This is a genomic window from Mycobacterium kyogaense (assembly GCF_036946525.1).
Taxonomy (GTDB): domain Bacteria; phylum Actinomycetota; class Actinomycetes; order Mycobacteriales; family Mycobacteriaceae; genus Mycobacterium; species Mycobacterium kyogaense_A.
This window is the reverse complement of record NZ_JAQIIY010000006.1, coordinates 378,138-402,660: the sequence shown is the minus strand read 5'-3', so window position 1 is coordinate 402,660 and position 24,523 is coordinate 378,138. Positions and strand designations below refer to the sequence as shown.

Genomic DNA, 24,523 nt, shown 5'->3' with positions numbered 1-24,523 from the left:
TTTAGCCCTTCTGTAGTGCTTCCTGTTGTGCCGCAGCGACTTCGGCCGCGCTACCTCCGATGCCGTCGGGATAGAACTGCCGCGCCCACTCCCGGATCGCGGTGAAGCCCCGCACCTCCGTGCCGGCCAGTGCGGGTGGATCGGAGTACCTCTGGTGCGACCAGATGTGGATGTCCTGTGTGAACTGCCGGATCACCTCGTTGCCGAACTGCTCGGCCTTGACGCGTGCCTTCTCCGGATCCCGGGGCGGCTGCTTCGGCTTGCCGATGTAGGTCATGAAGCGGACGTCGGACGTGCGGTCGTCGACCGGTGTGACGCAGGAGATCGTCCGGTTGTCGATCATCCCCCAGCTCTTGGTCACGGCGATGCCCAGACCGCCGTTGATCGCTTGGACTCCGCTTCGGACATCGTCGATGACCTGTTGATCGTCTCCGTCGAACGTGATCGTGAAGTCTACGTAGGACACCGGTTGGTCGAAGTCGTGCCGGGTGAAGACGGGATTGATCGGTGTCTCGTGGACATAGCGGAAGTGCTCGACGTCCACGCCGTTCTCGAGAACGTACTGCGGGTGCATCTCGTGCCCCTGCTCGAACAGTCGCTGCTGGGGGAAGTAGTCGTCGACGCTGGAACCGTCACCGAAGCTGGCGAACACATCTGGTGCATCGAAGAACGGCTCACGCCCCAGTGTGTCGTGCCAGATGTAGACAGAGGCGTTGCGTTCGACCACCGGGAACGAGGCGATCTTCCGACCCCGATTCGGCCGCTTCTCGTAGGGGATGCAGACGTTGCGGCCCTCGGTGTTCCACTGCCACCCGTGGAAGGGGCACTGAATGGCTTCTCCGACGACGTGACCGCCGAATCCGAGATGGGCTCCGAGGTGCTCGCAGTACGCGTGCATCACCGAGATCTGACCGGACTCGGTGCGCCAGCCGATCAGGTCCTGGCCGAAGTAGTGCATGCGGTGCACGTCGCCGACACCGATCTCGTCGGACCAGGCCACCTGGAACCATCCGGTCGGGGTCATCGACAACGGCGGTTTCGCCACAGCAGTCCCCTTCCGAGTCCTTTTCGTGGACGACTCTATGAAAAAGTCATAGATGAGTCAATGATTCTTCGCGGGCCGACGATAGGATGTGGCGATGCCGCTCCCCGACAGCGCCGGCCGCACGGCGAACAGACGCGGAATAGCCACGCGGCAAGCGCTTTTGAGTGCCGCGGTCGACGCACTCGCGACCGGAGATCCGGCGGCGGTGTCGGCCAATCGGATCGCGAAGGCGATCGGGGTCACGTGGGGGACCATCCAGTATCAGTTCGGTGACGCCGACGGTTTCTGGGCGGCAGTACTGCACCACACCGCCGAGCGCCGCGGCGACATCGTCACCGCCTCGGAGACCGGGGCCTCGCTCCGCACCCGCGTGGCAGCCATCGTCGACACGCTCTACGAGGGTCTGGACGCTCCCGACTCCCGAGCCATCGAGAACCTCAGGGCGGCGCTTCCCCGTGACCCGGCAGAGCTGGACCGGCTGTATCCGTCGACGGCGGCCGAGTTGCGGTCGTGGGGTCAGAGCTGGAGTGAGCTGTGCCAGAAAGCATTTGCCGACCTGGCCGTCGACCCGCACCGCGTGGACAAGGTCGCGATGTTCATCCCGGGCGCGATGCGCGGCCTGGTGTCGGAGAAGCAATTGGGCAGCTTCAACGATCTCGACGTCGCACGTGATGGCCTGACGAGCGCCATCGTGGCCTACCTCGCCGGCTCCGCGACACCGGGCTGATGGTCAGTCGGGCGAGGCGTCACCGATCTTGCGGGTGATGGCGCCCCACGGATCGGCGAACTGCCCCGGTTGTCCGTAGTAGGCCGACCGGCGAGCCAGCACGGCGCGGGCGAGGGGCGCTACGAGGCGCAGGACGTGGCGAATCATGCCTGCGTTCCCACGCGCCTCGGCGAGCATGTCCTGCCACGTGTGGTGCTGGAATTCCAGTGCCTGTTGTGCTCGGGTGGTATCCATCCAGTCGGTGACGAACCAGTCGTCGTCGCTGTCGGGATTTCCCTTGCGCCCCTGCGGGAGTCCACCGGCGAGACCGCGCGCGGCGGCAAGAGCGGCCCCGACCTCGCCCTGCACCCGGCGGTGCGAGTCGTCGCCGGCGATGAGCAGGATCTCGCCGACGACGTCGGCGGTCGTGGCCGCAGCGAACGCCCAGGCGACGTCGCGGACATCGACGGTGTGTATCCGGCCGTCGGTGGGCAGGCAGCTCTCGAAGTACAGCGCGTCGGTGCTGAAGGGGATGGCTTTCGGGTCGACGCTCAAGACACCGCCCAACCGCAGAACCACCCAGTCCAGGCTGGAGCTCCGCACGATCGATTCCGCCTCGGCTTTGTGCGCGCTGTAGAGATCGGAATGGCGCATCGGCATGTCCGCGGTCACCGGGCCGGTCGCTCGGTGCGGGTTGCGCGAGCCGTAGACAGCATTGCTGGACGCCTGCACGAATCGCGGGGGCTTCGGCTGGGATTCAGCGATCTCGACCAAGGTACGGGTGGCATCGACATTGACCCGGCGAGCCAACGTGCGGTTGCGGTAGATGCCCGGGGGGATGATCGCCGCCAGGTGGACGATGACGTCGGGCGCCACCTCGTCGACGAGGTGGGCCGTCTGATCCCGCTCCGTCAGGTCGACCCATGCCACCCGCACGTTCGCGGGCAAGGTCGCCGCAGACGCTCGGTTGGCGGGCGTATCGAGATCAGCGACGACAACCGTGCGGCCCAGCGCTACCAGCCGTCTCACCGTGGCAGATCCCACCAGGCCGAAGCCGCCTGTCACCACTACGGTTCCTGGCACGTGGTTCTCCTTCATGCCCGTCGGTCATGGTGTGAGGGAGCGTCCAGCAGCAGATTGACTGCGTCTTCCACCCGCTGTGCGGCTTCCGGGTAGGGCATCGAACCCATCGCCGCCTGAATGAGCGCGCCGGTGAAGGCCAGTTCGAGAGTGGTGCGCACCTCGGGCCACGCGCCTGGTCCGGATGCGGACGCGATCAGCTGGGAGATCTCGCGCCCGATCTGATCGCGGGCGCGCTCCGCGGCAGATCCGGTCTCGAGGAACAGCGATGCGCACGCGGCCGCCACCGCCGGCTCCTCCGCTACCAGGTGAATCACCGAGGTGAGCTGCGCGGACACGCGTTCCACCGATCCGGCGGGAGCCTCCTGATCGACCACCACGCTGTGGATCCTGTGCAGGCAGATGTCGACGATCACGTCGTCGACGGAGGGGAAGAGTTCGGCGGCTGCTGAGGGGGACATGCCCGCACGGTCGGCGATGGTATCGATGGACAGCTCGGCGACCGAGCCTTCCCTCAGCAGGGCAGTTGCGGCGTCGAGCACCTTGGCTGTCGCGTCCTGATGGGAGAGCCAGCGCCGGTGCCAGTCCAACGCGACAACACGTGGACGACCTTGGCTGGACACTTGTCCAGGATAGACTCCGAGTCATCCGGAGAGCAACATCGCACGAATGACCGTCAGGTTGAGCGTTGTTCGCGGGAGCGCGGTGCGGGTTGCGGACGATGCGTCAGGTGAGCGGGCAGTCTTGTACTCGGTAAATGGACAACTGTCCATCAAGCGGTGCCGCAAAGTTCGGACGCCTCAGACCCGTGGCGGAGCCGTCGTGCCGCGGATGACGAGTGTCGGCTCGAGCACCACGTCCCTGCTGGGAATCGGTCCGTCGACGAGCATCGCCACCGCGAGTTCCACTGATCGACAGGCGATGTCGGGAGCATCCTGATGGATCGTGGTCAGATCGATACGCGGATTCTCCGAGAGCCGGCTGTCGTCGTATCCGACGAGCGAAACCTGTTCGGGCACAGAGATGCCGGAACGTGTGAACACGTCGAGGATGCCGAGGGCGCAGCGATCGTTGCCCGCCAGCACCGCCGTCGGGAGTTCAGGCGCGGCCAGCATGGAGTGTGCTGCTGCGGCGCCGGCCTCTTCGTTGTGAGCCCCTGCGATCACTGCGATCTCGGCGGTCAAGCCGTGTGAGCGCATGGCGGACCGGTAGGCGCGGGAGCGGTCGGCCGATCCCGGATCGGTGCCGCCGTCGACGTGATGGATACGGCGATGGCCCAGGCCCACCAGATAGTCGACCGCCTGCCGGATTCCCTTGGCATCGTTGGTGCGCACGGTGGCGAGCGGAATATCGTCCGTCAGCCCCGGCAGTCGGCGGCCTGCCACCACCACCGGTACCCGCTCGGCCATCTGTATCAGGTCGGACTGGGCGGCGTGCGGACCCAGGAGGAGTAGCGCGCCGCAGCGATGGCTGAGCAGCGATTCGACGACCGACCCCTCGGTGCGGTCCGGGAGGTTGGCTGACAGCAGAACCTCGTAGCCGAGCCTTTCCGCGGCGGGATAGATCGACGTGACCATCTCGGCTTGGAACAGCTGGCGGACATCGATCATGACGCCGAGGGTGCGGCTGCGGCCCTGTGCCAACAGCCGGGCGGCCGAATCGGGGCGGTAGCCGATCTCCTCGGCGATCGCGAGGACACGTTGTCGGGTCTCGTCACTGGCTCCTGGCTTGCCGTCGAGGATGAAGGAGACCAGCGTGCGGGACACTCCGGCGCGTTCGGCGACATCGGCCATCGTCGGGCGGCGCTGACGCGCGGTGCTCACAGGCGAGATCCTTCTGCAGAGTGACGGTTGACACAGTCGAGGGCTGGCATCCATAGTAGACCTCACGCGCGTTACTAACGCGCGTTACCCAACGAAGTGAGGTCCCGGTGTCACATCCAGAAACATCCGCGCATACGGGTCGCTTTCTCACCAAACTGACGATCATCGCGACCCTCGGTGGGCTCCTGTTCGGCTACGACACCGGCGTCATCTCCGGTGCGCTGCTGTACATGAAGGACGACCTGAACCTCTCGGCGTTCGGGGAAGCCACCGTGGTCAGCTCACTGCTGTTCCCCGGTGCCGCGTTCGGCGCGCTGTTCGGCGGCCGAGTGGCCGACCGGGTAGGCCGCAAACGCACGCTGCTGATCTGTGCCGGACTGTTCCTCGTCGGCGCGATCGGATGCGCGCTGGCACCGAACGTCCAGATCATGGTGGCCGCGCGCATCGTGCTCGGCCTCGGCGTCGGTGCGGCCGCGGTCACCTGCCCGCTCTACCTCGCCGAGTTGGCGCCCGCGGACCGGCGCGGACGCATGGTGACGATCAACGAACTGATGATCGTCACCGGGCAGATGCTCGCATTCGCCACCAACGCGCTGCTCGATCACCTGGTCCACGATCCGCACGTGTGGCGCACCATGCTCGCCGTCGCCGCCGTTCCCGCGATCGCTCTTCTGCTCGGAATGCTCATCCTCCCGGACTCGCCGCGGTGGTACGCGCTGCAGGGTCGCTTGACCGAGGCTCGCGACGTCCTGCGGATGAGCAGGACCCGCGACGAGGCCGACGCCGAGTACGCCATCGTGGTCGATCACACCAGTCACATGCTCAAGACCACCAGCACGCCGTTCACGGTGATCCGGGACGTGCCGTGGATCCGACGCGTCGTCCTCATCGGGTGCGGTCTCGCGATCGTCCAGCAGGCGACCGGCATCAACACCGTGAACTATTACGCCCCAACAATTCTCGAACAAAGCGGATTGGGAGTCAGTGCCGCGCTCGTCGCCACGATCGCTGTCGGAGTCACATCGGTGGTGACCACGATCATCGGCATCATCCTGCTGGGCTTCATCGGCCGCCGCACGATGCTGCTGATCGGATTCGCCGGCGTGGCCGCCTCACAGGCCGCCCTTGCCGCAGTGTTCCTCATGTCGCCGTCGGACCTGCGCAGCTATGTGATCCTGGGCTGCATGGTGCTGTTCGTCGCCTTCGTCCAGATGTTCATCGGGACGTGCGTGTGGCTGCTCCTGTCCGAGATCTTCCCGCTGTCGGTACGCGGTTTCGCCATGGGCATCGCGGTATTCGTGCTGTGGTGCACCAACGCAGTCATCTCGTTCCTGTTCCCCCTTCTGAACAACGCGCTCGGCTCCACCGGAACATTCGCGCTGTTCGTCGTCGTCAACGTCGCCTCCTGGGTGTTCGTGCACCGTCTGGTCCCCGAGACCAAGGGCACGACGCTCGAAGAACTCGAAGAACGCCTCGAATCCCATAGCACCGAAAGGATTTCTCTGTGAGCACCATTCGCGTCGGCTCCGCCCCGGACTCCTGGGGGGTGTGGTTTCCCGACGATCCGCAGCAGACACCGTATGACCGCTTCCTCGACGAGGTCGCCGGCTCCGGCTATGAATGGATCGAGCTCGGCCCCTACGGTTACCTACCCACCGATCCGGAGAAACTGTCTGCAGAACTCAGCTCACGCGGCCTGAAGCTCTCCGCGGGAACGGTTTTCGAGCATCTGCATCAAGACGATTCCTGGGATGCCGTCTGGACCCAGGTCGAGGACGTGGCACGGCTGACTGCAGCGGTCGGCGGCGCCCACGTCGTCGTCATCCCGGAGATGTGGCGGGACCCGTCGAGTGGCGCAGTGCTCGAAGATCGCACGCTCACCGCCGAGCAGTGGCGCAAGAAGACCGAGGGCATGAACGCACTCGGCAAGGCGATGTTCGAAACCTACGGTGTGCGAGCGCAATACCACCCGCACGCCGACTCACACGTCGACACCGAAGGGAACGTGTACCGATTCCTCGACGGCACCGACAGCCAGTACGTCAACCTGTGCCTGGACACCGGCCACATCGCATACTGCGGTGGCGACAACATCGCGATCATCCGCCACGCACCGGAGCGCATCGGGTACCTGCACCTCAAGCAGGTGGACCCGCAGGTGCGCGCCAAGGTCGAAGCGGAAGACCTGCCGTTCGGCGAGGCCGTCAAACTCGGCGCGATGATCGAGCCGCCACTTGGCGTGCCGGACATGCCGCCCCTGCTGGCCGAGATCGAGCGCCTCGGCATCGACGTGTTCGCGATTGTCGAGCAGGACATGTACCCCTGCGAGGTCGACGCCCCCCTTCCCATTGCCCAGCGCACCCGCTCCTACCTCGGGTCCTGCGGCATTCCGTCCGTCACCTTCCGATAGGAGCCGCCTGATATGTCCGATCTGAAAATCGCCGTCCTCGGTGTCGGCCTGATGGGTGCCGACCACGTCGCCCGTATCCAATCCAAGATCTCCGGTGCCCGCGTCGCCGTGGTCAACGACTACGTCACCGAGAAAGCCGAGGAGATCGCCGCCGGCATTCCCGGTTGCCGCGCGATCACCGATCCCCTCGATGCGATCGCCGATCCCGACGTCGACGCCGTGGTGCTCGCCACCCCGGGCCCGACCCACGAAAAGCAGCTGCTCGCGTGCCTGGAGCACCGCAAGCCGGTGCTGTGCGAGAAGCCGCTGACCACCGACATCGAGACCTCGCTGGCGGTCGTGCGCGCGGAAGCCGACCTGGGCGTCCGCCTCATCCAGGTCGGATTCATGCGGCGTTTCGATCGCGAGTACGCCGACCTCAAGGCACTCATCGACAGCGGCGAACTCGGTGCCCCCCTCCTACTGCACTGCGTGCACCGCAACCCCGCGGTGCCCGATCATTTCGACTCGGCGATGACGGTGCGGGATTCCCTCGTCCATGAAGTCGACGTCACCCGCTTCCTGCTCGGCGAGGAGGTCACGTCGATCCAGATCGTCACGCCGACACCGAATCCGTCCGCCCGCGAGGGACTGTTCGATCCGCAGATCGCGATCCTGCGCACCGCGAGCGGCAAGCACGTCGATGTCGAGCTTTTCGTCACCACCGGGGTGGCCTACGAGGTGCGGACCGAGCTGGTCGCCGAACAAGGAAGCGCGATGATCGGTCTCGACGTCGGGCTCGTTCGGAAGGGTGCGCCGGGGACTTGGGGCGGCGTCATCACGCCTGGTTTCCGTGAGCGTTTCGGCAGTGCTTACGACATCGAAATCCAGCGGTGGGTCGACGCGGTGCGCAGCGGTGCGTCCACAGGAACCTATGTCGACGGCCCCGGCGCGTGGGATGGCTACGCCGCGACCGCAGTCTGCGAAGCCGGAGTGCAAGCCCTGACATCCGGACAGCCCGTCGCGGTGACGATGGTCGACCGCGCCTCGATCCCCGGAGCGTGACAGCGTGAAAATCGCCCTCGATCCCACCCCGTTCCACCACGACTACTCACTGCTCGAATTCCCCGCGCTGGCAGCAGAACTGGGCTACGAACACCTCCAACTGACTCCGCACCGGGACTTCATTCCGTTCTTCAACCATCCACGTGCCGACGACGCTCTGGTGTCGAAGTTCCGTACGGCATGCGCCGATGCGGGGGTGGGCATCGCCTCGGTCCTGCCCGTCCTGCGGTGGTCGGCACCGGACGAGGATGCCCGTGAGGCAGCGGTTCGGAACTGGAAACGCGTCGTGCAGATCACCGTCGACCTCGGGGTGAACGTCATCAACACCGAGTTCTCCGGCCGGCCGGAGAAGGCCGAAGAGTCCGAACGCTCGTTCTTCCGGTCCATGGAGGAACTGCTCCCGCTGTTCGAGCGGGAGGGTCTCGACGTCCGGATCGACCCCCACCCCGACGATTTCGTCGAGGACGGCCTGGAGGCGATCCGCATCATCCGCGGCGTGAACTCACCGCACATCGGAATGGTCTACGTCGCGTGTCACTCGTTCCACATGGGCGGCAACATGGCCGAGATCATGTCCGCAGCAGGTGATCTGCTGCGACTGGTGCATGTCGCTGACACCATGGATCACCACCGGTCCCACGGCCTGCGCTACATCACCAATCCGCCGGGCAATCCCGTCCGTGTGCACCAGCACCTCAAGATCGGTGACGGCGACGTGGACTGGGACGAGTTCTTCTCCGGCCTCGCCCGACTCGGCTTCTACGAGCGCGACGACACCGTGATGGTGTCCAGCGTGTTCGCCGAGGACGAGGCCGCCCACGAGGTGTCGCGCTACCAACTGAAGACGATGACCGACTACGTGGAGAAGTACCGATGAAGCTCGGGGTCTACACCGCGATCCTGCACGACAAGCCGCTGCGGGAAGCCCTCGAGACCATCGCGTCGCTGGGTCTGACGGGCGCCGAGATCAACGCCGGCGGATTCCTGCCCACGCCGCACCTCCCGGTCTCCGGGCTGCTGTCCGGCGAGGTGTCGCCTGCTGAGTATCTGAGGGTGTTCGACGGCACCGGCGTGTCCATCGCCGGCCTCAACTGCAACGGCAACCCGCTCCACCCTGATCCCGAGGTCGGGCCCGAAGACGCCGACGACCTGCGCAACGCGATCCGGGTCGCCGGACTGCTCGGAGTCGACCGGGTCGTGACGATGTCGGGGTTGCCGCAGGCTCATCCGGGGGGTCACTGGCCGGCGTGGCATGTGAACACCTGGGACTCCGGATCTCTGGACTCACTCGACTACCAGTGGGACGAGGTGGCGCTGCCGTTCTGGTCCGACGTCGACAGGCTGGCCCGGGAGAACGGTGTCCACGTGGCCATCGAGATGCATCCGCAGAACCTCGTGTTCAATCCCCCGACGCTCCGTCGCCTCGTCGAACGCGTCGGTGCGACGAACGTCGGCGCCGAACTCGACCCGTCCCACCTGTTCTGGCAGGGAATCGACCCGGTCGCGGCGATCGAGTGGCTCGGCCCGCTCGTCCTGCACGCCGCGGCCAAGGACACCCGCATCAACGAGAACTGCCGGATCTACGGAGTGCTCGACGAACGCTTCACCCGAATTCCCCTGGCGCAGAACCCCACCGGGCTGGGTGGCCGGCACGTCGTCAACAAGTGGCCTGAGGACTCGTCATGGGACTTCGTGGCTGTGGGGCGGGGACATGATGTCGACTTCTGGGCTCGGTTCCTGCGTGCCCTCCATGATGTCGATCCCCACATGTGGGTCAACATCGAGCACGAAGACGTGGCGTTCGGTCCACTCGAGGGACTGGAGATCGCGGCAAACACCCTGAAAGCTGCTGACGCCGTCCTGAGGTGATGTCGTGAGGTGACGTCCCGGCGTACGATCGGCAATGTTGAGAACAAGCGCAAGCACAATGCTGCCGAGCGGCGCCGCCAGCTATGCGACGCCGCTATCTCGCTGCTCGCCGACGAAGGTCCTCGCGGACTGAGCCACCTCAAGGTCGACCGACTGGCTGGTGTGCCGGACGGCACCACGTCGTTCTACTACCGCACCCGGGCCGCGCTGCTGCGGGGAATCGTCGACCAGTTGGTGAGCTACGACGCTCAGGAGTTCACCGAGGTGTTCAAGGACGCCCCGAACAGCACCGGGCACGTCATCGCGGGAATGCTGGCTGATCAGCTACTGCGCGTCAGACACGAGCCACAGCTGTCGCGGACGCGGGCACGACTGGAACTGACCATGTCCGCGCGCCGCGACCCCGGTATCGCCTCCGGCTTCCGACAGATCGCCGAGAGCTACCGGGCACTGGCCGAGCGGTTGGTGATCGCCCTGCACCACGACAACGGCACCGATGTCGATCACGCGCTGTGCGACGAGCAGACCTCCGTTCTGATGGCTTACCTGGGCGGCCAGACGTTCGCCATGGTCAACGACTCTCCTGACGTGCTGACACGGCAGGACGTCGAGCGGCAGATCCGCGCCGTGCTCGTCGGTGTAGCCGTCGAGCACGCGGCCCGTCAGACGCCGAGCAACGATTCCAGCGGGGTGCGGGCGAAGTAGATCGCGAACCCGACTGCCACCACCCAGAGCAGCGGGCTGATCTCGCGGGCCTTGCCCGCGGCGGTGCGCATCACCACCCAGGAGATGAAGCCGACGCCGATCCCGTTGGCGATGGAGTAGCTGAAGGGCATCACGGCCACGGTGAGTACGACGGGCAGCGCGACCGAGAACTCCGAGAGGTCGATGTGTCGCAGGTGCGAGACCATCATCGCGCCGACGATCACCAGTGCCGCCGCCGCCACCTCCGTCGGCACGATCGATGCCAACGGCGAAACGAACATCGCCGCGAGGAACAGCACGCCCGTGACCAGGTTGGCCAGTCCGGTGCGAGCGCCTTCCTCGATGCCGGCTCCGGACTCGATGAACACCGTGTTCGACGACGACGACGTCGCGCCACCGACCACCGCGCCGGCGCCCTCGACCACTAGTGCGGCCCTCAGTCGCGGGAAATTGCCTTGTGCGTCGGACAATCCGGCTTCCCGAGACAGACCGGTCATCGTGCCCATCGCGTCGAAGAAGTTCGCGAACACCAGCGTGAAGATGAGCACCACCGCGGCGATCACGCCGATGCGGCTGAAGCTGCCCAGGCTGAATTCGCCGACGAGCCCGAGATCGGGCATCGCAAAAGGAGATCCGGACAGTGCGGGCACCGACAGTGACCATCCGCCGGGCTTCTCGGTGGCCGATCCGAGATGCCAGATCGCTTCGATGATCACGGCGACGACCGTGCCGGCCACCAGGCCGATCAGGATGCCGCCGCGCACCCGCCGGGAGACCAGGATGCCCGTCAACAGCAGCGTGAGGATGAACACCAGCGTCGGCACAGTGGTGAGAGATCCCAAGCCGCCGGCGCCCAATCCGACTGGGGGAGAGGGCAATTTGGTCGACGAGATGAAACCGGAGTCGACCAGCCCGATGAACAGGATGAACAGCCCGATACCCGCGGTGATCGCCAGTTTCAGTGGCATCGGGACCGCATCGAAGATGAGCCGGCGCAACCCGGTGACCGCGAGCAGCACGATGATGACACCGTTGATGACCACGAGGCCCATCGCCTCGGCCCAGGTGAGTTCACCCACGACCGTGGTGGCCAGGAACGAGTTGATGCCGAGACCCGCGGCGAACGCGAACGGCAAGCGCGCGATCAACCCGAACAGGATCGTCATCACGCCCGCGGCGAGCGCGGTGGTTGCCGATACCTGCGCGAAATCCAGCGATTGCCCGCTGACGTCCTTCGGGCTCGACAGGATGATCGGGTTCAGCACGATGATGTAGGCCATCGCGATGAACGTGACCACGCCGCCGCGTATTTCGGTGCCCACCGTCGACTGGCGGGCCGTGATCTCGAAGAAGCGGTCCACTCGGTTCATCGGCGGCTCAGTACTGAGACATGGGTGCCGGCGGTGGCGGCGGCGCCACCGGCATGCACAGACCCGTGTTCAGGTCGAGTGCCTTGCCCGGGAGGCAGAAGGGCGTGCACCCGTAGATGACGCCTGTCTGGCCGGGCGGGCAGGAACCCGGGGGCTGCGCGACCGCGCTGGGGACCGCGGACAGGGCGATGACCGGCATCGCGATTGCGCCGGCGATCACCGCCGCTCCCAGAAGCTGTTGTCTTCTAGCCATTTCCGTCCCCTCTCAACGCGCGCCGGTGGCGACGCGCGGTCCCGGCTTGTCGGTCCCGACGTCGAGCACGAGCTCGGCGACCCGAGCCCGGTGTTCCTCTGCGCTGCCCAGCAGTGCAGCGTTGGTGTAGGCCCGCTTGTAGTAGAGATGGGCCTGGTGTTCCCAGGTGAATCCGATGCCCCCGTGCACCTGGATGGTGTCGTTGGCGACGCGGGTGAGGGCGGCCGAGCACACGGCCTGGGCGATGCTGACAGCCAGATCCGCATCGTCGGTGCCGTGGGTCAGCGCCCAGATCGCGTGATAGGCGGTCGAGCGAGCGTGCTCGACCGCGACCAGTGCGTCGGCCAGGCGGTGCTTGATCGCCTGGAACGAGCCGATCGGGCGTCCGAACTGGAGGCGGTTCTTCGCGTAGTCGACGCTCAGATCGAGCAGGTGCTGTGCTGCCCCGACCTGTTCGACCGCCAGGAGGGCCGAGCCCACATGCAGTGCATGGGCGATCACCCGTTCCGCGTCCTCCGGACCCGTGATCAGGTGCGCGGGCGCGTCGGACAGCGTCACTGTGGCCTGCGGACGGGTGGGGTCCAACGTGGTCAGCGGAACTCGCTGCACCGCAGCCGAATCCGTGTCGACAGCGAACAGTGCGGTGCCATCTGGGCTGTCGGCCGCGACGAGCAGGACGTCGGCACTGCCCGCGTCGACCACTCGCTCCACGGTGCCGCTGAGGCTCCATCGCTCACCCGCCGGGGAGGCCGCGATCTCGCCGATCGCGAACGCGGCGGTCCGTGTGCCGTCGGCGAGCGCATCGAGGAGATCAGACGATGCCGATGCCGCAACGAGCGCGGGGATCGCGAGGTACACGGTGCCGAACAGCGGCCCCGGCGCAAGCGCGGCGCCGAGTTCTTCGACCGCCACCGCCTGGTCGATCAGTGTCCCGCCCACTCCGCCGGCGGACTCGGGCACTGCGAGCCCGAGCACGCCCAGCTCGGTGCCCAGCCGCGTCCACACCGCCGGGTCGTAGGGCGGATCGGATTCCATGACTGCACGGATCGCGCCTTCGTCGATCCGCTCGGCGCAGAACTTCCGTACCGCCGCGCGCAGCTGCTGCTGCTCGTCGGTGAAGACGAACTCGTCGCCCGCCGAAACATCCAAATCAGCCACGCGGAATCTCCTTCCACGCCATCCCCGCATCCGCCCGCAGATCACCCGGCAGGCCGAGCACCCGCTCGCCGAGAATGTTGCGCATCACCTCTGACGTGCCGCCTTCGATCGTGTTGGCTCGGCTGCGCAGGAAGCGCTGCTGGATGGGTCCGCGGTAATCGTCGGGATCGCCGTCACCCGCGCCGTACCCGTCGTACAGAAGACCTTCGGGCCCCAGGAAATCCATGCAGAACTCGTAGATGTGCTGATTCAGCTCGGCGCCGACGAGCTTGCCGACCGACCCCTCGGGGCCCGGCCCACCCACGGTGGCCGAAGCGCGGGACCGCTCCGAGGTCAGCCGCTGTGCCTCGGCCCGCAACCACAGGCTCGTGAGGCGGTCGCGCAGCACAGCGGTCTGCCGTTCCGGTCGGGACGACCACAGCGACACTGCATCGGCGATGGTTCCCGCGCCGCGTCGGCTCCCGCTGGCCCCCAGAGCGCTGCGTTCGTTCATCAATGTCGTCATGGCCACGCGCCAGCCGTCACCGATCGCGCCCAGCCGGTGGGTGTCGGGTATCCGCGCGTCGTTGAAGTAGACCTCGTTGAATTCGGCGTGGCCGGTCATCTGCCGCAGCGGCCGGGTCTCGACCCCGGGCCCGTGCATGTCGACGACGAAGTACGTCAAACCCTTGTGTTTGGGTGCATCCGGGTCGGTCCGGGCGAGCAACAGCCCCCACCTCGCCCGGTGCGCCAGGCTGGTCCACACCTTCTGACCGTTCACCACCCAGGTGTCGCCGTCGGGCACGGCCGATGTTGCGAGCCCTGCGAGGTCGGAGCCCGCGCCGGGCTCGGAGAACAACTGGCACCAGATGTGCTCGGTGGTGGCCAACGGCCGAAGTAGTTCACGGCGCACGTCATCGGTCTGCGCGTGCTCGCGGACGGTGGGTGCGGCCATGCCGTAGCCCATCGGGTTGAGACCCAGAGGAACGGGACCGCCGGCACCCTGGAGGATGCGGTCGGCGATTGCCTGCAGACCTCGCGACGCTCCGAGCCCACCGAAGCCTTCGGGAAAGTGGACCCAGGACAATCCGGCGTCGTAGCAGGCTCCGAGGAATTGCGGTATCGGCACCGAGCGCGGATCGTGCTCGGCGACCACGTCGTGCGCGGCCTTGGCTACCCGGTCAGCGTCGACGGCGGCAGTGCCCATACGAGCACCTTAACCGGCGACCGCGCAACGTCTAGCCGGCAGTGAGGGCCCGGCGTTCCAGCTCGGACCGGTGATGACGCTGAAGGAGGTAACGGAGCCACCGAACATCAAGTAACACAGTGATCCTTACGCAGTCTTGGTGAGGAGGGGGAGCAGCTGACGCCGAGCGACCATTGCATCGGCGAAGTGATTGAGGGCCTCGGGAACAGAGCCGGCCGCGTCGAAGTCGATGCCATGGGCCCGCAGGGTCTGCTCGACCGGGCGGCTGGCCACCATGGACCATTCCACGCCGGCCGCGCTGCACGTGTCGTCCAGGGCGAACAGGAGTGAGAGCGCCTCAGTGTCAAAGGAAGTGACGGCACTGAGGTCGAGTACGAACGGCTTCTCCGCAAGGACGAAGCGGCGCGTGTACTCGGTGGCGCGGGCGATGTCGGCGTCGCCCAGCGCACCCGTGATCGTGACCACGGTGGCCAACTGGCGGCAGTGCGCACGAATCTCGGCGCCACCGCAATCGAACGTCGGATTGCCGTACATTGCCGCCTCCCTCGATCATGTGCTGGAAATCGGGTTCGTTCGAACCTGACATGTCTCAAGGTAGGGGGCCAATTTAAGGCCGTGGGGAGTAACGACTAATACTTCGCTAAGAACTGCTTTCAGACCCGCTAGCAAACTCGTCGGTAACTTAGTCGCCGCGGCGCTGCTGCTGCGAACCGGTGTATCCGGCCCAGGGGCTGTAGTCGGCGAGCAGTTCCTGCTGATCCGGTCTTGCCGATTCGGGCACGTGTTCGAGGTTGATCCTGACGCGGTACCAGATCGAGCTCGGGCCACGCATCCCGTCGACGAGAACATCTGTCGGAGTGAGCCTCTCGGCCGCCTCCGGGTGCATGTCCCGCCACTGCGCCAGTGCCGCCATCGCCTCGTCCTTGGTCTTGGTCCGGGCGATCTCGATCAGGGGCTTCGTCGAGTGACGCCGGCCGTCGGTGACGCGGTGCGTGCCGCGCGGGGCCTTCTCCGCAGGGCCGAGACGCTCGGCCAACTCCAGCAGGGCCTCCAGTCCGCCCGCGGTGTCGTCCATCCCCTCCCAGGGGTCGCCCTGCTCGGCGAACCGGCCGGGGACCGTGGCGATCGTGAACTCCTCCGGACGGCAGCCGGCCACCTCGTCCCAGAACAACGGCGTCGAGACCCGGGCGTCTGGAGTGGCGCGCACCGAGTACGCCGACGCCACGGTCCGGTCTTTGGCGTTCTGGTTGAAGTCGACGAAGACGCCGTGGCGTTCCTCTTTCCACCACCTCGCGGTCGCGGATTCGGGGGCGCGCTGTTCCACCTCGCGCGCGACTGCCTCGGCGGCCAGTCGAACCTGCTTGAAGGGCCAGTTCCGGTGGATGCGCGCATAGATGTGGAAGCCGAGAGATCCGGACGTCTTGGGCCACGCCACAAGGCCGTGGTCTTCGAGCACTTCCCGGGCCACGAATGCCACGTCGAGGATCTGCCGCCACCCGACGCCCGGCATCGGGTCCAGATCGACCCGCAGTTCGTCGGGGTGATCGAGGTCGTCGGCCCGCACGGGGTGCGGGTTGAGGTCGACACAGCCGAGATTCACCGCCCAGATCAGACCTGCCGGGGTAGTCAGCACTGCTTCGGCGGCCGACGTCCCCGACGCGTACTTCAGCTCGGCGACGTCGACGAAGTCGGGACGCTTCTGCGGAGCTCGTTTCTGGAACACCGCTTCCTCGGTGATGCCTTTGACGAATCTCTTGAGGATCATCGGCCGCTCGGCCACGCCGCGCAGGGCGCCCTCGGCAACGGCTGCGTAGTACTCCATCAGCTCGCCCTTGGTCACGCCCCGATCGGGAAACACGACCTTGTCCGGATTGGTGATCGGCACCTGCTGCCCGCCGATCTCGAAAGACTCCCGGGCAGCCATTCCCTCATCGTAGGTTCCAGACCGGTCTGCGAGGCGCGTCACATAAAGTTGAGTCCATGTCCACGCTCACCGACCTGGCCGCCCAGGCGCTCGGCAAGATCAGCCAGTCCGCGGAGATCTACTGGGACCGCGGCACCGCGGAACTGCACTACGCCCGCAAGATGTTCCAGGCGGGTGCACTGAAACTCGAACCGCCACAGGACATCGCCGCATTCCTGGCCGATATCCGCCGCTGGGGTGAGATCGGAATGATCCCCGCGCTCAATGCCCGGCGCACCCCCCATGCCCGCGCGGTGATCGACGACTTCGGCGAGATGACGTTCAAGGAACTGGACGACGCGGCCAACGCGGTCGCCAACGGTCTGCTCGCCAAGGGTGTCAAAGGCGGAGACGGTGTCGCGATCCTGGCCCGCAACCACCGCTGGTTCCTGGTGTCGTGGTTCGGTGTGGCGAAGACGGGTGCGCGCATCATCCTGCTCAACAGCGAGTTCTCCGGGCCGCAGATCAAAGAGGTGTCCGAGCGCGAGGGCGCCAAGCTGGTCATCTACGACGACGAGTACACCGCCGCGGTGTCCCAAGCCGAACCCCCGCTCGGCAAGCTGCGCGCCCTCGGTGTGAACCCGGACAAGGACGAGCCGTCGGGAAGCACCGATGAGACCCTCGAGGAGTTGATCGCCCGGACCGGGTCGGTACCCGCCGCCGAAGGTCACCAAGCACTCGTCGATCATCATCTTGACCAGCGGCACCACGGGAACGCCGAAGGGCGCCAACCGCAGTGCCCCACCGTCGTTGGCGCCGATCGGCGGTGTGCTGTCCTCGGTCCCCTTCAAGGGCGGGGAAGTCACCGCACTTCCCGCGCCGATGTTCCACGCGCTGGGGTTCCTGCACGCCACGGTCGCGATGATGCTCGGGACGACGCTGGTGCTGCGCAGGCGGTTCAAGCCGGCGACCGTGCTCGCCGACATCGAAAAGCACAAGGCCACCGCGGTCGTCGTGGTGCCGGTGATGCTGTCCCGGATGCTCGACGAGCTCGACAAGACTTCCCCGAAGCCAGACCTGTCCTCGCTGCGCATCGTGTTCGTCTCCGGGTCCCAGCTGGGCGCAGAACTGGCGACCCGCGCACTCAAGGCCCTGGGGCCGGTGATCTACAACCTCTACGGGTCGACGGAGGTGTCGTTCGCGACAATCGCGGGGCCGCAGCATCTTTCGAAGAATCCGTCGACGGTCGGACCCGTCGTCAAGGGGATGAAGGTCAAGATCTTCGACGACAACGGCAAGGAGCTGCCGCAGGGCGAGGTCGGCCGCATCTTCGTCGGCAGCTTCTTCCCGTTCGAGGGTTACACCGGCGGCGGCGGTAAGCAGATCATCGACGGGCTGCTGTCCTCCGGCGACGTCGGCTACTTCGACGAGGACGATCTGCTCTACGTCAGCGGCCGCGACGACGAGATGATCGTCTCGGGTGGGGAGAACGTGTTCCCCGCCGAGGTCGAGGACCTCGTCAGTGGACACCCCGAGGTCATCGAAGCCACGGCGCTGGGTGTCGAGGACAAGGAGTGGGGACACCGCCTGCGGTGCTTCGTGGTCAAGACCGAGGGCGCCTCGATCGACGAGGATGCGATCAAGGCCTATGTGAAGGAGAACCTGGCCCGGTACAAAGTGCCGCGCGAGGTGATCTTCCTCGACGAATTGCCGCGTAACCCGACGGGCAAGATCCTCAAGCGCGAGCTGCGGGAGATGGACGTCGAGTAGAACGGGCTGACGCGCCTGGAATAGCCGGCCGGTCGCGGTGGTAGTACACCTTCGTGAACATCGACCTGACTGGAAAGACCGCGCTCGTCACCGGCTCGACCCAGGGCATCGGGTTGGCCATCGCCCAGGGTCTCGCCTCGGCGGGCGCGCGTGTGGTGGTCAATGGACGAAGCCGTGACCGCGTCGACGCTGCTGTCGCCGGGATCGACGGAGATGTCGTCGGTGTCGCCGCCGATGTCGCCGATGCTGACGGTGCTGAGGCGTTGCTCGCCGAGGTGCCCGATGTCGACATCCTGGTCAACAACCTCGGGATCTTCGGCGCCGTACCGGCCCGGGAGATCACCGACGAGCAGTGGCGCACGTATTTCGAGGTCAACGTCCTGGCAGCGGCTCGATTGATCCGGCTGTACCTGCCCGGCATGGTGGAACGCGGCTGGGGTCGCGTGCTGCAGATCGCCAGCGACTCGGCGGTGGTGACGCCCGCGGAGATGATCCATTACGGCGTCTCGAAGACCGCGCTGCTGGCGTTGTCGCGCGGATTCGCCAAGGACGCGGCGGGAAGCGGGGTGACGGTGAACTCGGTGATCGCCGGCCCCACGCACACCGCTGGAGTCGAGGACTTCGTGTATGAACTCGTCGACACGTCCCTGCCGTGGGACGAGGCTCAGCGGGAGTTCATGCGTCTGCACCGCCCGCAATCGCTGATCCAGCGCCTCATCGAGCCCGAGGAGATCGCCAACATGGTCGTCTATCTCGCTTCGCCACTTGCGTCGGCGACGACCGGAGGGGCGCTGCGGGTCGACGGCGGCTACGTCGACGCCATCCTTCCCTGAGACGGCTACTCGACCGCGCCGACCATGATCGCGGACCCGGGCACGGCAAGGGTGAACAGCATGAGTAACAGCAGGAACCAGCCTGCCGCCTGCCACGCTGCCCAGCCCCGCTCGGCCTTCCACTCGCGATAGGTGCGCACCAAAGCGCCGACTCCGCCGAGGAACAGGAACAAGGGCACCAGGGATGCGGCGTAGACGGAGTCGCGCGCGCCGAGAGCGTAGAAGGCGAACGCGACGCCGGCCACGGCGACGACGACTGCGGTGTACAGGACCGCCGCGCGCGCCGTGCCCGGCTTGTCGAGGCGCTTCTCCGCGAAGTCACGGTCGTTGGACATAGCAGGCGGGTTCCCGGCGACGTCACCGGAAAACGTAAGCGGCCCCCGACGGGCGTCGGGGACCGCTGTCGTCGAGCTGAGAATCAGGACTTGCTGGCAGCCTTCTGGCGGGCTTCCTGGGTCTTGGCCTCGGCACGAGCCGCCTCGGCTTCGGCTTCCTTCTGCGCCACGTCCTTCAGGGCGCGCGCCTTCTGCTGCTGGGCCTCGCCCTGCTCCTGCAGCCGGTCGTTGTCGAGCAGGATGCCGATGACCTGCTTGGACAGGCCGATGCTGCCGTCGACGAGCGCGCGCAGAGCTGCGATGGGGCCGCTGGTGCTGTCTGCCATGAGCTTTCCTTTCGTTCCGCCGCGCCGTCGAGGTCAAGAGCGGGCCCAATCCGCGGTGCGGCGAGTGTGTGGGCGGGCCTGCTTGCAGGATGCCCATTGCCGCTTGCAAAAGCACGCAGTGTTAGCAGCGTCTCACTTTGTTTGGTCCCGGCCTGCGGCGACGTGGGTTACGGGTCGCGCGGGAGTCCGAGCAGACGCTCGGCGATGATGTTGAGCTGCACCTCCGAGGTGCCGCCGTAGATCGTCGTCGCACGCCCGGCCAGCAGGTACTCGGCCCACTTACCCGACAGTTGACCCTGATCGCCGATGGCGGCGTCGGTCCCGAACGAGGACACTCCGAACTCTGCGTAGCCCTGGCCGGTCTTCATAGACAGGAGCTTGGAGATCGCGGCGGCCGGCATCGGGTCACCGCCGGCGAGAGTCAGCAGCGTCGAGCGCATGTTGAGCAGCTTGGCTGCGTGGCCCTCTGCGATCAGCCTGCCCGCCTCGTTCTGTTCGATCTGGTCGAAGTGGCCGTCGCGGACGAAGTCGACGAACTGGTCGAGGCTGGCCAGGAACGGCGGCTCGCTGCTGCCGATCGAGACGCGCTCGTTGGTCAGTGTGTTTCGGCTGACCTCCCAGCCCCGGTCGACCTCGCCGAGCACCATGTCGTCGGGCACGAACACGTCGTCGATGAAGACCGTGTTGAACATCGCGTTGCCGGTCAGCTCACGCAGCGGCTTGACCTCGACGCCTTCGGCGGCCATGTCGAGGAGGAAGTACGTGATGCCCTGATGCTTCGGAGCGCTCGGGTCCGTTCGTGCCAGCAGTGCGCCCCACGCCGAGAACTGCGCCCCAGTGGTCCAGATCTTCTGGCCGGTGATGCGCCAGCCACCGTCGACCTTGGTGGCCTTGGTCGTCAGGCTCGCCAGGTCAGATCCCGCCCCCGGCTCGGAGAACAGCTGGCACCAGATCATCTCGCCGCGGAACGTGGGCGGGAGGAAGCGCTGCTGCTGAGCCTCCGTGCCGTAGGCGACGATCGACGGGATGATCCAGGCGGCGATGCCCATCTGCGGCCGCCTGACCCGCCCGGTGGAGAACTCCTGGGCGATGATGATCTGCTCGACCGGGTTGGACGCGCGTCCCCACGGCGTGGGCAGGTGCGGCTGCACCCAGCCGCCCTCGGCGATCGCGGCGTTGCGCTCCTCTTTCGGAATCGCCTTCAGCGCAGCGACTTCTGCGCGAATCTCTTCGCGCAGCTTGAGGGTGTCCGGGTCGAGGTCGATGTCGATCGAGCGCATCCCCGTCGCGGTCGCGGTGTCGACGACCTGCTGCGGGTAGTCGGCGTGACGGCCGAACGCTGCCGCCAGGACGATGGCCCGCCGATAGTAGACGTTGGTGTCGTGCTCCCAGGTGAAGCCGATGCCGCCGTGCACCTGGATGCAGTCCTGTGCGCAGTGCTGCCCGGCGACCGGTGCGAGGGTGGCCGCGACGGCTGCGGCGAATTCGAAGGAGCTCGCCTTCTCGGAGTTCCCTTGCAGCTCTTCGTCGATCGCGCGGGCGGCATCCCACACCGCGCTGGTGGCCCGCTCGGTCTCGGCGATCATCCCGGCGCATTTGTGCTTGATCGCCTGGAACTGACCGATCGGCCGGCCGAACTGCTCGCGAATCTTCGCGTAGGCCGATGCCGTGTCGGTGGCCCAGCGGGCGACGCCGACGCATTCGGCGGAGAGCACGGTGGTGATGATCGCGCGCGCGAGATCCCGGCTCACGCCGCTGAGTACGCGATCGTCGGCGACCTCGATCGCGTTGGCGCGCACGTGGGCGATGGGTCGCAGCGGATCGACCGACGGCACCGGTTCGATCTCGAGGGACGCAGCGTCAAGGACGACCCACTCTTCGCCGGATTCGATGGCTACCGGGAGCACGAGGACCGACGCCTGCGCGGCGGCGGGAACCGCGCGGACTTCGCCGCGGACCACGAGACCGCTGCCCTGCCGGGTGGCGGTCAAGCCGGAGTCGATCGCGTAGGCGGCGATCGTCTCGCCGGCGGCCAGGCCGCCGAGTACCTCGGCCTTGGGGTCGTGCGCGGCGATGAGTGCGCTGGCGATGGCCGACGGCACGAACGGGCCGGGAACGGCGCCGTAGCCGAATTCGGCCGCGACGATCGCCAGTTCGAGGATGCCGAAGCCCTGCCCGCCGACGTCTTCGGAGAGGTGTACGCCCTGCAGGCCCTGCTCGGCGGCAGCGCGCCAGAACGACGGGGGATTCGGGATCGGGTTCTCCAGCGCGTCGTGCAATGCCTCCGACGGCGCGACGCGCGCGACGAAGGACCGCACCGAATCGGCCAGGTCGTTGTGCTCTTCGAGGATGGCGATGGGCATAGGGGGAAACCCTCCGTTGGGCTGGCTAACCGGTTGGTTGGTTCGAGGCTACCCCGGGACCTGGTTCACCAGGTTGGCTAGGTCCCTGCCGTCACGGAGTCGTTCGCAGTTGTCGAGAGCCACCTCGAGGTAGCGGCGCATGGTGTCGGCGGTGTACCAGGTGACATGCGGGGTCAGCACGACGTTGGGCAGCGTCAGCAGCGGATTGTCCGCCGGTACGGGTTCGACGCCGAACACGTCGAGACCGGCGGCCGCGAGGTGCCCGGACCGCAGCGCGTCGGCGAGGGCGAACTCGTCGACGATCGGCCCCCGGGAGGTGTTCACCAGCACTGCGCCCGCCTTCATGGCCGCCAGCGCCTCGCGGCCGAGCAGACCGTGCGTGGCATCGGTCAGCGGCAGGTGCAGCGACACGATGTCGCACTCGGCCAGCAGGTCGGCCAGGGTCCGCCAGCCGGGCGTGCCGTCGTCGCGGGTGCTGGTGTGCACCACTCGGGCGCCCATCGCCGTGACGATGCGCTCCACGCTCTTGGCGACGTTGCCGTAGCCGATCAGTCCGACGGTGCAACCGCCGATGTCACGCACGGTCTCACCGAGGCTCGGATCCGGCGGCCAACCCTTGCCTGCACGCGTGGCGGCGTCGAGCTCGGGCAGCCGACGCAGCGCGGCGAGCATCAGCAGCAGCGTGCCCTCGGCGACCGACGGGGCGTTGGCCCCCGGCATGTTGGCCACGGCGATACCGCGTGCGGTGGCCGCGTCGACGGCGATCGTGTTCACCCCAGCACCCAGCTTGTGCACCAGGCGCAGCCGGCCACCCCGCTTGATATCGCGTGCCGACAGCGGCCGCAGCACGTGCCACAGCACCTCGGCATCGGGCAGCAGGCGATAGAACGTCGCGTCGTCGTCCTCGGCACAGAACGTGACGTCGAGCCAATCACTTTGCGGTGCAACAAAATGAGTCACCCGCTCACCCGGGACGAAGTGCGCCAGAACCTTGATGGGCGCCACGGTGTCGCCTGTCAGTGCTGTGCGATCTCGATGTCGGAGAACAGCACTCGGACTCCGCCGGTGGACACCCGCGCCATCGCTTCGAAGAACGCGCCGGCTTCAGGTGTGGTGACCGCAGCGCTGGCGGCGTCGTAGTCGGCGTAGTAGAGGTCGATCATCCGGTAGGCGGGCGTCGGGCTGCCGTCATCCTTCGGCCACACTCGCGAGGTCTCCATCCTGACCCAGCCGGGAATCCGCTTGGCGGCCTCCAATTGCTGCTCGGGATAGGCGGATTCGAACTCCGTCGGATCGGTCGGGTTGTCGTAGATGACCGTGATCTTCGTTTCGGGCACGCACAGAGCCTACGGCGCTCACTGATGCAGTGAGAGCTTGTCGACGATCTTGTCGACCACCTTGCGGTCGGCCCGAACCGCGATCCCGACCAGGTCGAGCTGATCCCTGCTCCTCGCTGACACCTGTGCCCGGTTCGACTCGTCGTCGCCGGTGGCGAACAGCGCTCGGGAGAAGATGGCCGGTGTGACGCCGCGGGCGATCGCCCGGTCGAACGCTCGATCCACCTCGGCCTGCGCCGCGGCGAACACCATCACGGGTTGCCCGAACATCGGGGAGTAGGACGTGCCGTCGGCGTCCCGGTACGTCAGCCCGATGGACTCGCCGGCGGTCGCGGCGATGCCGCTGGCCAGAAACGCGGTCACGTTGAGTTTCTGCCACGTCGGCAGGGTGTCGAGCAGCACGACGGCGATCTTGGTGGCGTGGCGGGTGCTGGACGGCATCGAGCTGTTCTCGAGTAATTCGGTCATAGCACCTGAAGGTAGCCACTCGCCGCCACTTTAGGTCACTGAACCGAACAGTATGCGGAAATCGATGCGATAATCCGGTCATGGACGAATGGGATTCGGCGATCGTCACCGCCCTGCAGGCAGATGGTCGGCGCAGCAATCGAGATCTGGCGTCGCACATCGGATTGTCCCCGTCCACCACGTTGGAGCGAGTACGCGCACTGCGTGAGCGCGGCGTTCTCGACGGTGTGCATTACACCGTCGATCTGGCCGCGCTGGGGCGTCCCGTGCAGGCGATGATCACGGTGCGCCTGCGCCCCCAGTCACGCCAGATCGTCCAGGGATTCCGGGATTTCGTCAGACAGCTTCCCGAGACGTTGCAGGTGTTCGTCACCACGGGCGCCGAGGATCTCATCGTTCACGTAGCAGTCCCCTCGACCGAGGCACTTCGCGACTTCGTGCTCGACTCGCTCACCGGACGTCGGGAAGTGGCGGGTGTACGCAGCGAGGTCGTTTTCGAGCACGTCCGCAACCACGTGGTCGCCCCGGCCCGGTGAGGT

Annotated in this window: 25 protein-coding genes and 1 pseudogene; 10 read left to right on the top strand and 16 right to left on the bottom strand. The window is 66.6% G+C overall.

Features of this window, described 5'->3' with window-relative positions; all coding sequences use genetic code 11:
- Nucleotide 1: 1 nt before the first annotated feature.
- On the bottom strand, nt 2-1,045 hold the full coding sequence (locus PGN37_RS04065; RefSeq protein WP_335329729.1) for a Rieske 2Fe-2S domain-containing protein: 1,044 nt from the start codon (nt 1,043-1,045) through the stop codon (nt 2-4).
- A 94-nt stretch (nt 1,046-1,139) separates the two neighbouring features.
- On the opposite strand from PGN37_RS04065, the gene PGN37_RS04060 reads away from it, so the two are divergent.
- Nucleotides 1,140-1,772 carry a TetR/AcrR family transcriptional regulator gene (locus PGN37_RS04060; protein WP_335329728.1) on the top strand — a complete coding sequence of 211 codons (633 nt, stop codon included), beginning with the start codon at nt 1,140-1,142 and terminating at the stop codon, nt 1,770-1,772.
- Between the two features lie 3 nt (nt 1,773-1,775).
- Here PGN37_RS04060 and PGN37_RS04055 read toward each other — a convergent pair whose 3' ends face one another.
- From PGN37_RS04055 to PGN37_RS04045, 3 genes are all read right to left on the bottom strand, one after another.
- Nucleotides 1,776-2,834, bottom strand: coding sequence for an NAD-dependent epimerase/dehydratase family protein (locus PGN37_RS04055; RefSeq protein WP_335329727.1), 1,059 nt, complete (start codon nt 2,832-2,834; stop codon nt 1,776-1,778).
- An 11-nt stretch (nt 2,835-2,845) separates the two neighbouring features.
- Nucleotides 2,846-3,454, bottom strand: a complete 609-nt coding sequence (locus PGN37_RS04050) for a TetR/AcrR family transcriptional regulator (protein WP_335329726.1) — start codon at nt 3,452-3,454, stop codon at nt 2,846-2,848.
- A gap of 177 nt (nt 3,455-3,631) precedes the next feature.
- Nucleotides 3,632-4,624 (bottom strand): LacI family DNA-binding transcriptional regulator, encoded by a 993-nt coding sequence (locus PGN37_RS04045; RefSeq protein WP_335329783.1) that lies wholly within the window; start codon nt 4,622-4,624, stop codon nt 3,632-3,634.
- 137 nt (nt 4,625-4,761) lie between these two features.
- Between PGN37_RS04045 and PGN37_RS04040 the strand changes: the two genes are divergently transcribed.
- The 6 genes from PGN37_RS04040 to PGN37_RS04015 are packed head-to-tail and all read left to right on the top strand — an operon-like array spanning nt 4,762 to nt 10,682.
- Nucleotides 4,762-6,162 carry a sugar porter family MFS transporter gene (locus PGN37_RS04040; protein ID WP_335329725.1) on the top strand — a complete coding sequence of 467 codons (1,401 nt, stop codon included), beginning with the start codon at nt 4,762-4,764 and terminating at the stop codon, nt 6,160-6,162.
- On the top strand, nt 6,159-7,064 hold the full coding sequence (locus tag PGN37_RS04035; protein ID WP_335329724.1) for a sugar phosphate isomerase/epimerase family protein: 906 nt from the start codon (nt 6,159-6,161) through the stop codon (nt 7,062-7,064). The genes PGN37_RS04040 and PGN37_RS04035 overlap by 4 nt, the downstream gene beginning before the upstream one ends.
- A 12-nt stretch (nt 7,065-7,076) precedes the next feature.
- Nucleotides 7,077-8,108: a Gfo/Idh/MocA family protein gene (locus tag PGN37_RS04030; protein ID WP_335329723.1), complete on the top strand. Its 1,032-nt coding sequence runs from the start codon at nt 7,077-7,079 to the stop codon at nt 8,106-8,108.
- A gap of 4 nt (nt 8,109-8,112) precedes the next feature.
- On the top strand, nt 8,113-8,985 hold the full coding sequence (locus PGN37_RS04025; protein ID WP_335329722.1) for a sugar phosphate isomerase/epimerase family protein: 873 nt from the start codon (nt 8,113-8,115) through the stop codon (nt 8,983-8,985).
- Entirely contained in the window at nt 8,982-9,977 is a 996-nt protein-coding gene (locus PGN37_RS04020; protein WP_335329721.1) for a sugar phosphate isomerase/epimerase family protein, read from the top strand. The genes PGN37_RS04025 and PGN37_RS04020 overlap by 4 nt, the downstream gene beginning before the upstream one ends.
- A gap of 9 nt (nt 9,978-9,986) precedes the next feature.
- Nucleotides 9,987-10,682 carry a TetR/AcrR family transcriptional regulator gene (locus tag PGN37_RS04015; RefSeq protein WP_335329720.1) on the top strand — a complete coding sequence of 232 codons (696 nt, stop codon included), beginning with the start codon at nt 9,987-9,989 and terminating at the stop codon, nt 10,680-10,682.
- On the opposite strand, the gene PGN37_RS04010 is transcribed toward PGN37_RS04015, so the two are convergent.
- From PGN37_RS04010 to PGN37_RS03985, 6 genes are all read right to left on the bottom strand, one after another.
- Nucleotides 10,640-12,052, bottom strand: a complete 1,413-nt coding sequence (locus PGN37_RS04010; RefSeq protein ID WP_335329719.1) for an NCS2 family permease — start codon at nt 12,050-12,052, stop codon at nt 10,640-10,642. The two genes, PGN37_RS04015 and PGN37_RS04010, sit on opposite strands and share 43 nt — an antisense overlap.
- 7 nt (nt 12,053-12,059) lie before the next feature.
- A complete protein-coding gene (locus PGN37_RS04005) occupies nt 12,060-12,272 on the bottom strand; it encodes a hypothetical protein (RefSeq protein ID WP_442932842.1) in 213 nt (70 codons plus the stop codon).
- 45 nt (nt 12,273-12,317) lie between these two features.
- Nucleotides 12,318-13,463 carry an acyl-CoA dehydrogenase family protein gene (locus tag PGN37_RS04000; protein ID WP_335329718.1) on the bottom strand — a complete coding sequence of 382 codons (1,146 nt, stop codon included), beginning with the start codon at nt 13,461-13,463 and terminating at the stop codon, nt 12,318-12,320.
- Nucleotides 13,456-14,649 (bottom strand): acyl-CoA dehydrogenase family protein, encoded by a 1,194-nt coding sequence (locus PGN37_RS03995; RefSeq protein WP_335329717.1) that lies wholly within the window; start codon nt 14,647-14,649, stop codon nt 13,456-13,458. Before PGN37_RS03995 ends, PGN37_RS04000 begins: the two co-directional genes overlap by 8 nt.
- A 126-nt stretch (nt 14,650-14,775) precedes the next feature.
- A complete protein-coding gene (locus tag PGN37_RS03990; protein WP_335329716.1) occupies nt 14,776-15,183 on the bottom strand; it encodes an STAS domain-containing protein in 408 nt (135 codons plus the stop codon).
- Between the two features lie 148 nt (nt 15,184-15,331).
- The gene (locus PGN37_RS03985) at nt 15,332-16,573 is read right to left on the bottom strand and encodes a DNA polymerase domain-containing protein (RefSeq protein ID WP_335329715.1); all 1,242 of its coding nucleotides are present in this window, start codon (nt 16,571-16,573) and stop codon (nt 15,332-15,334) included.
- 56 nt (nt 16,574-16,629) lie between these two features.
- Here PGN37_RS03985 and fadD2 point away from each other — a divergent pair.
- Together fadD2 and PGN37_RS03975 are read left to right on the top strand one after the other, a co-directional pair.
- Nucleotides 16,630-18,322: pseudogene (gene fadD2 / locus PGN37_RS03980) on the top strand (long-chain-fatty-acid--CoA ligase FadD2).
- 53 nt (nt 18,323-18,375) lie between these two features.
- On the top strand, nt 18,376-19,155 hold the full coding sequence (locus PGN37_RS03975) for an SDR family NAD(P)-dependent oxidoreductase (RefSeq protein ID WP_335329714.1): 780 nt from the start codon (nt 18,376-18,378) through the stop codon (nt 19,153-19,155).
- A gap of 5 nt (nt 19,156-19,160) precedes the next feature.
- Here PGN37_RS03975 and PGN37_RS03970 read toward each other — a convergent pair whose 3' ends face one another.
- The 6 genes from PGN37_RS03970 to PGN37_RS03945 form a co-directional block, all read right to left on the bottom strand.
- Complete coding sequence (locus PGN37_RS03970) at nt 19,161-19,490, bottom strand: hypothetical protein (protein WP_335329713.1); 330 nt, start codon at nt 19,488-19,490, stop codon at nt 19,161-19,163.
- Between the two features lie 83 nt (nt 19,491-19,573).
- Nucleotides 19,574-19,816 (bottom strand): microaggregate-binding protein 1, encoded by a 243-nt coding sequence (gene mbp1, locus PGN37_RS03965; protein ID WP_046366806.1) that lies wholly within the window; start codon nt 19,814-19,816, stop codon nt 19,574-19,576.
- A gap of 167 nt (nt 19,817-19,983) precedes the next feature.
- Nucleotides 19,984-22,179 carry an acyl-CoA dehydrogenase gene (locus PGN37_RS03960; protein ID WP_335329712.1) on the bottom strand — a complete coding sequence of 732 codons (2,196 nt, stop codon included), beginning with the start codon at nt 22,177-22,179 and terminating at the stop codon, nt 19,984-19,986.
- Between the two features lie 48 nt (nt 22,180-22,227).
- Complete coding sequence (locus PGN37_RS03955) at nt 22,228-23,175, bottom strand: 2-hydroxyacid dehydrogenase (RefSeq protein ID WP_335329781.1); 948 nt, start codon at nt 23,173-23,175, stop codon at nt 22,228-22,230.
- 20 nt (nt 23,176-23,195) lie between these two features.
- Nucleotides 23,196-23,516, bottom strand: coding sequence for an EthD family reductase (locus PGN37_RS03950; RefSeq protein ID WP_335329711.1), 321 nt, complete (start codon nt 23,514-23,516; stop codon nt 23,196-23,198).
- Nucleotides 23,517-23,534: 18 nt separating this feature from the next.
- Nucleotides 23,535-23,984 (bottom strand): DUF2000 domain-containing protein, encoded by a 450-nt coding sequence (locus PGN37_RS03945; RefSeq protein WP_335329710.1) that lies wholly within the window; start codon nt 23,982-23,984, stop codon nt 23,535-23,537.
- Nucleotides 23,985-24,064: 80 nt separating this feature from the next.
- On the opposite strand from PGN37_RS03945, the gene PGN37_RS03940 reads away from it, so the two are divergent.
- Nucleotides 24,065-24,520, top strand: a complete 456-nt coding sequence (locus PGN37_RS03940; RefSeq protein ID WP_335329709.1) for an Lrp/AsnC family transcriptional regulator — start codon at nt 24,065-24,067, stop codon at nt 24,518-24,520.
- Nucleotides 24,521-24,523 lie beyond the last annotated feature (3 nt).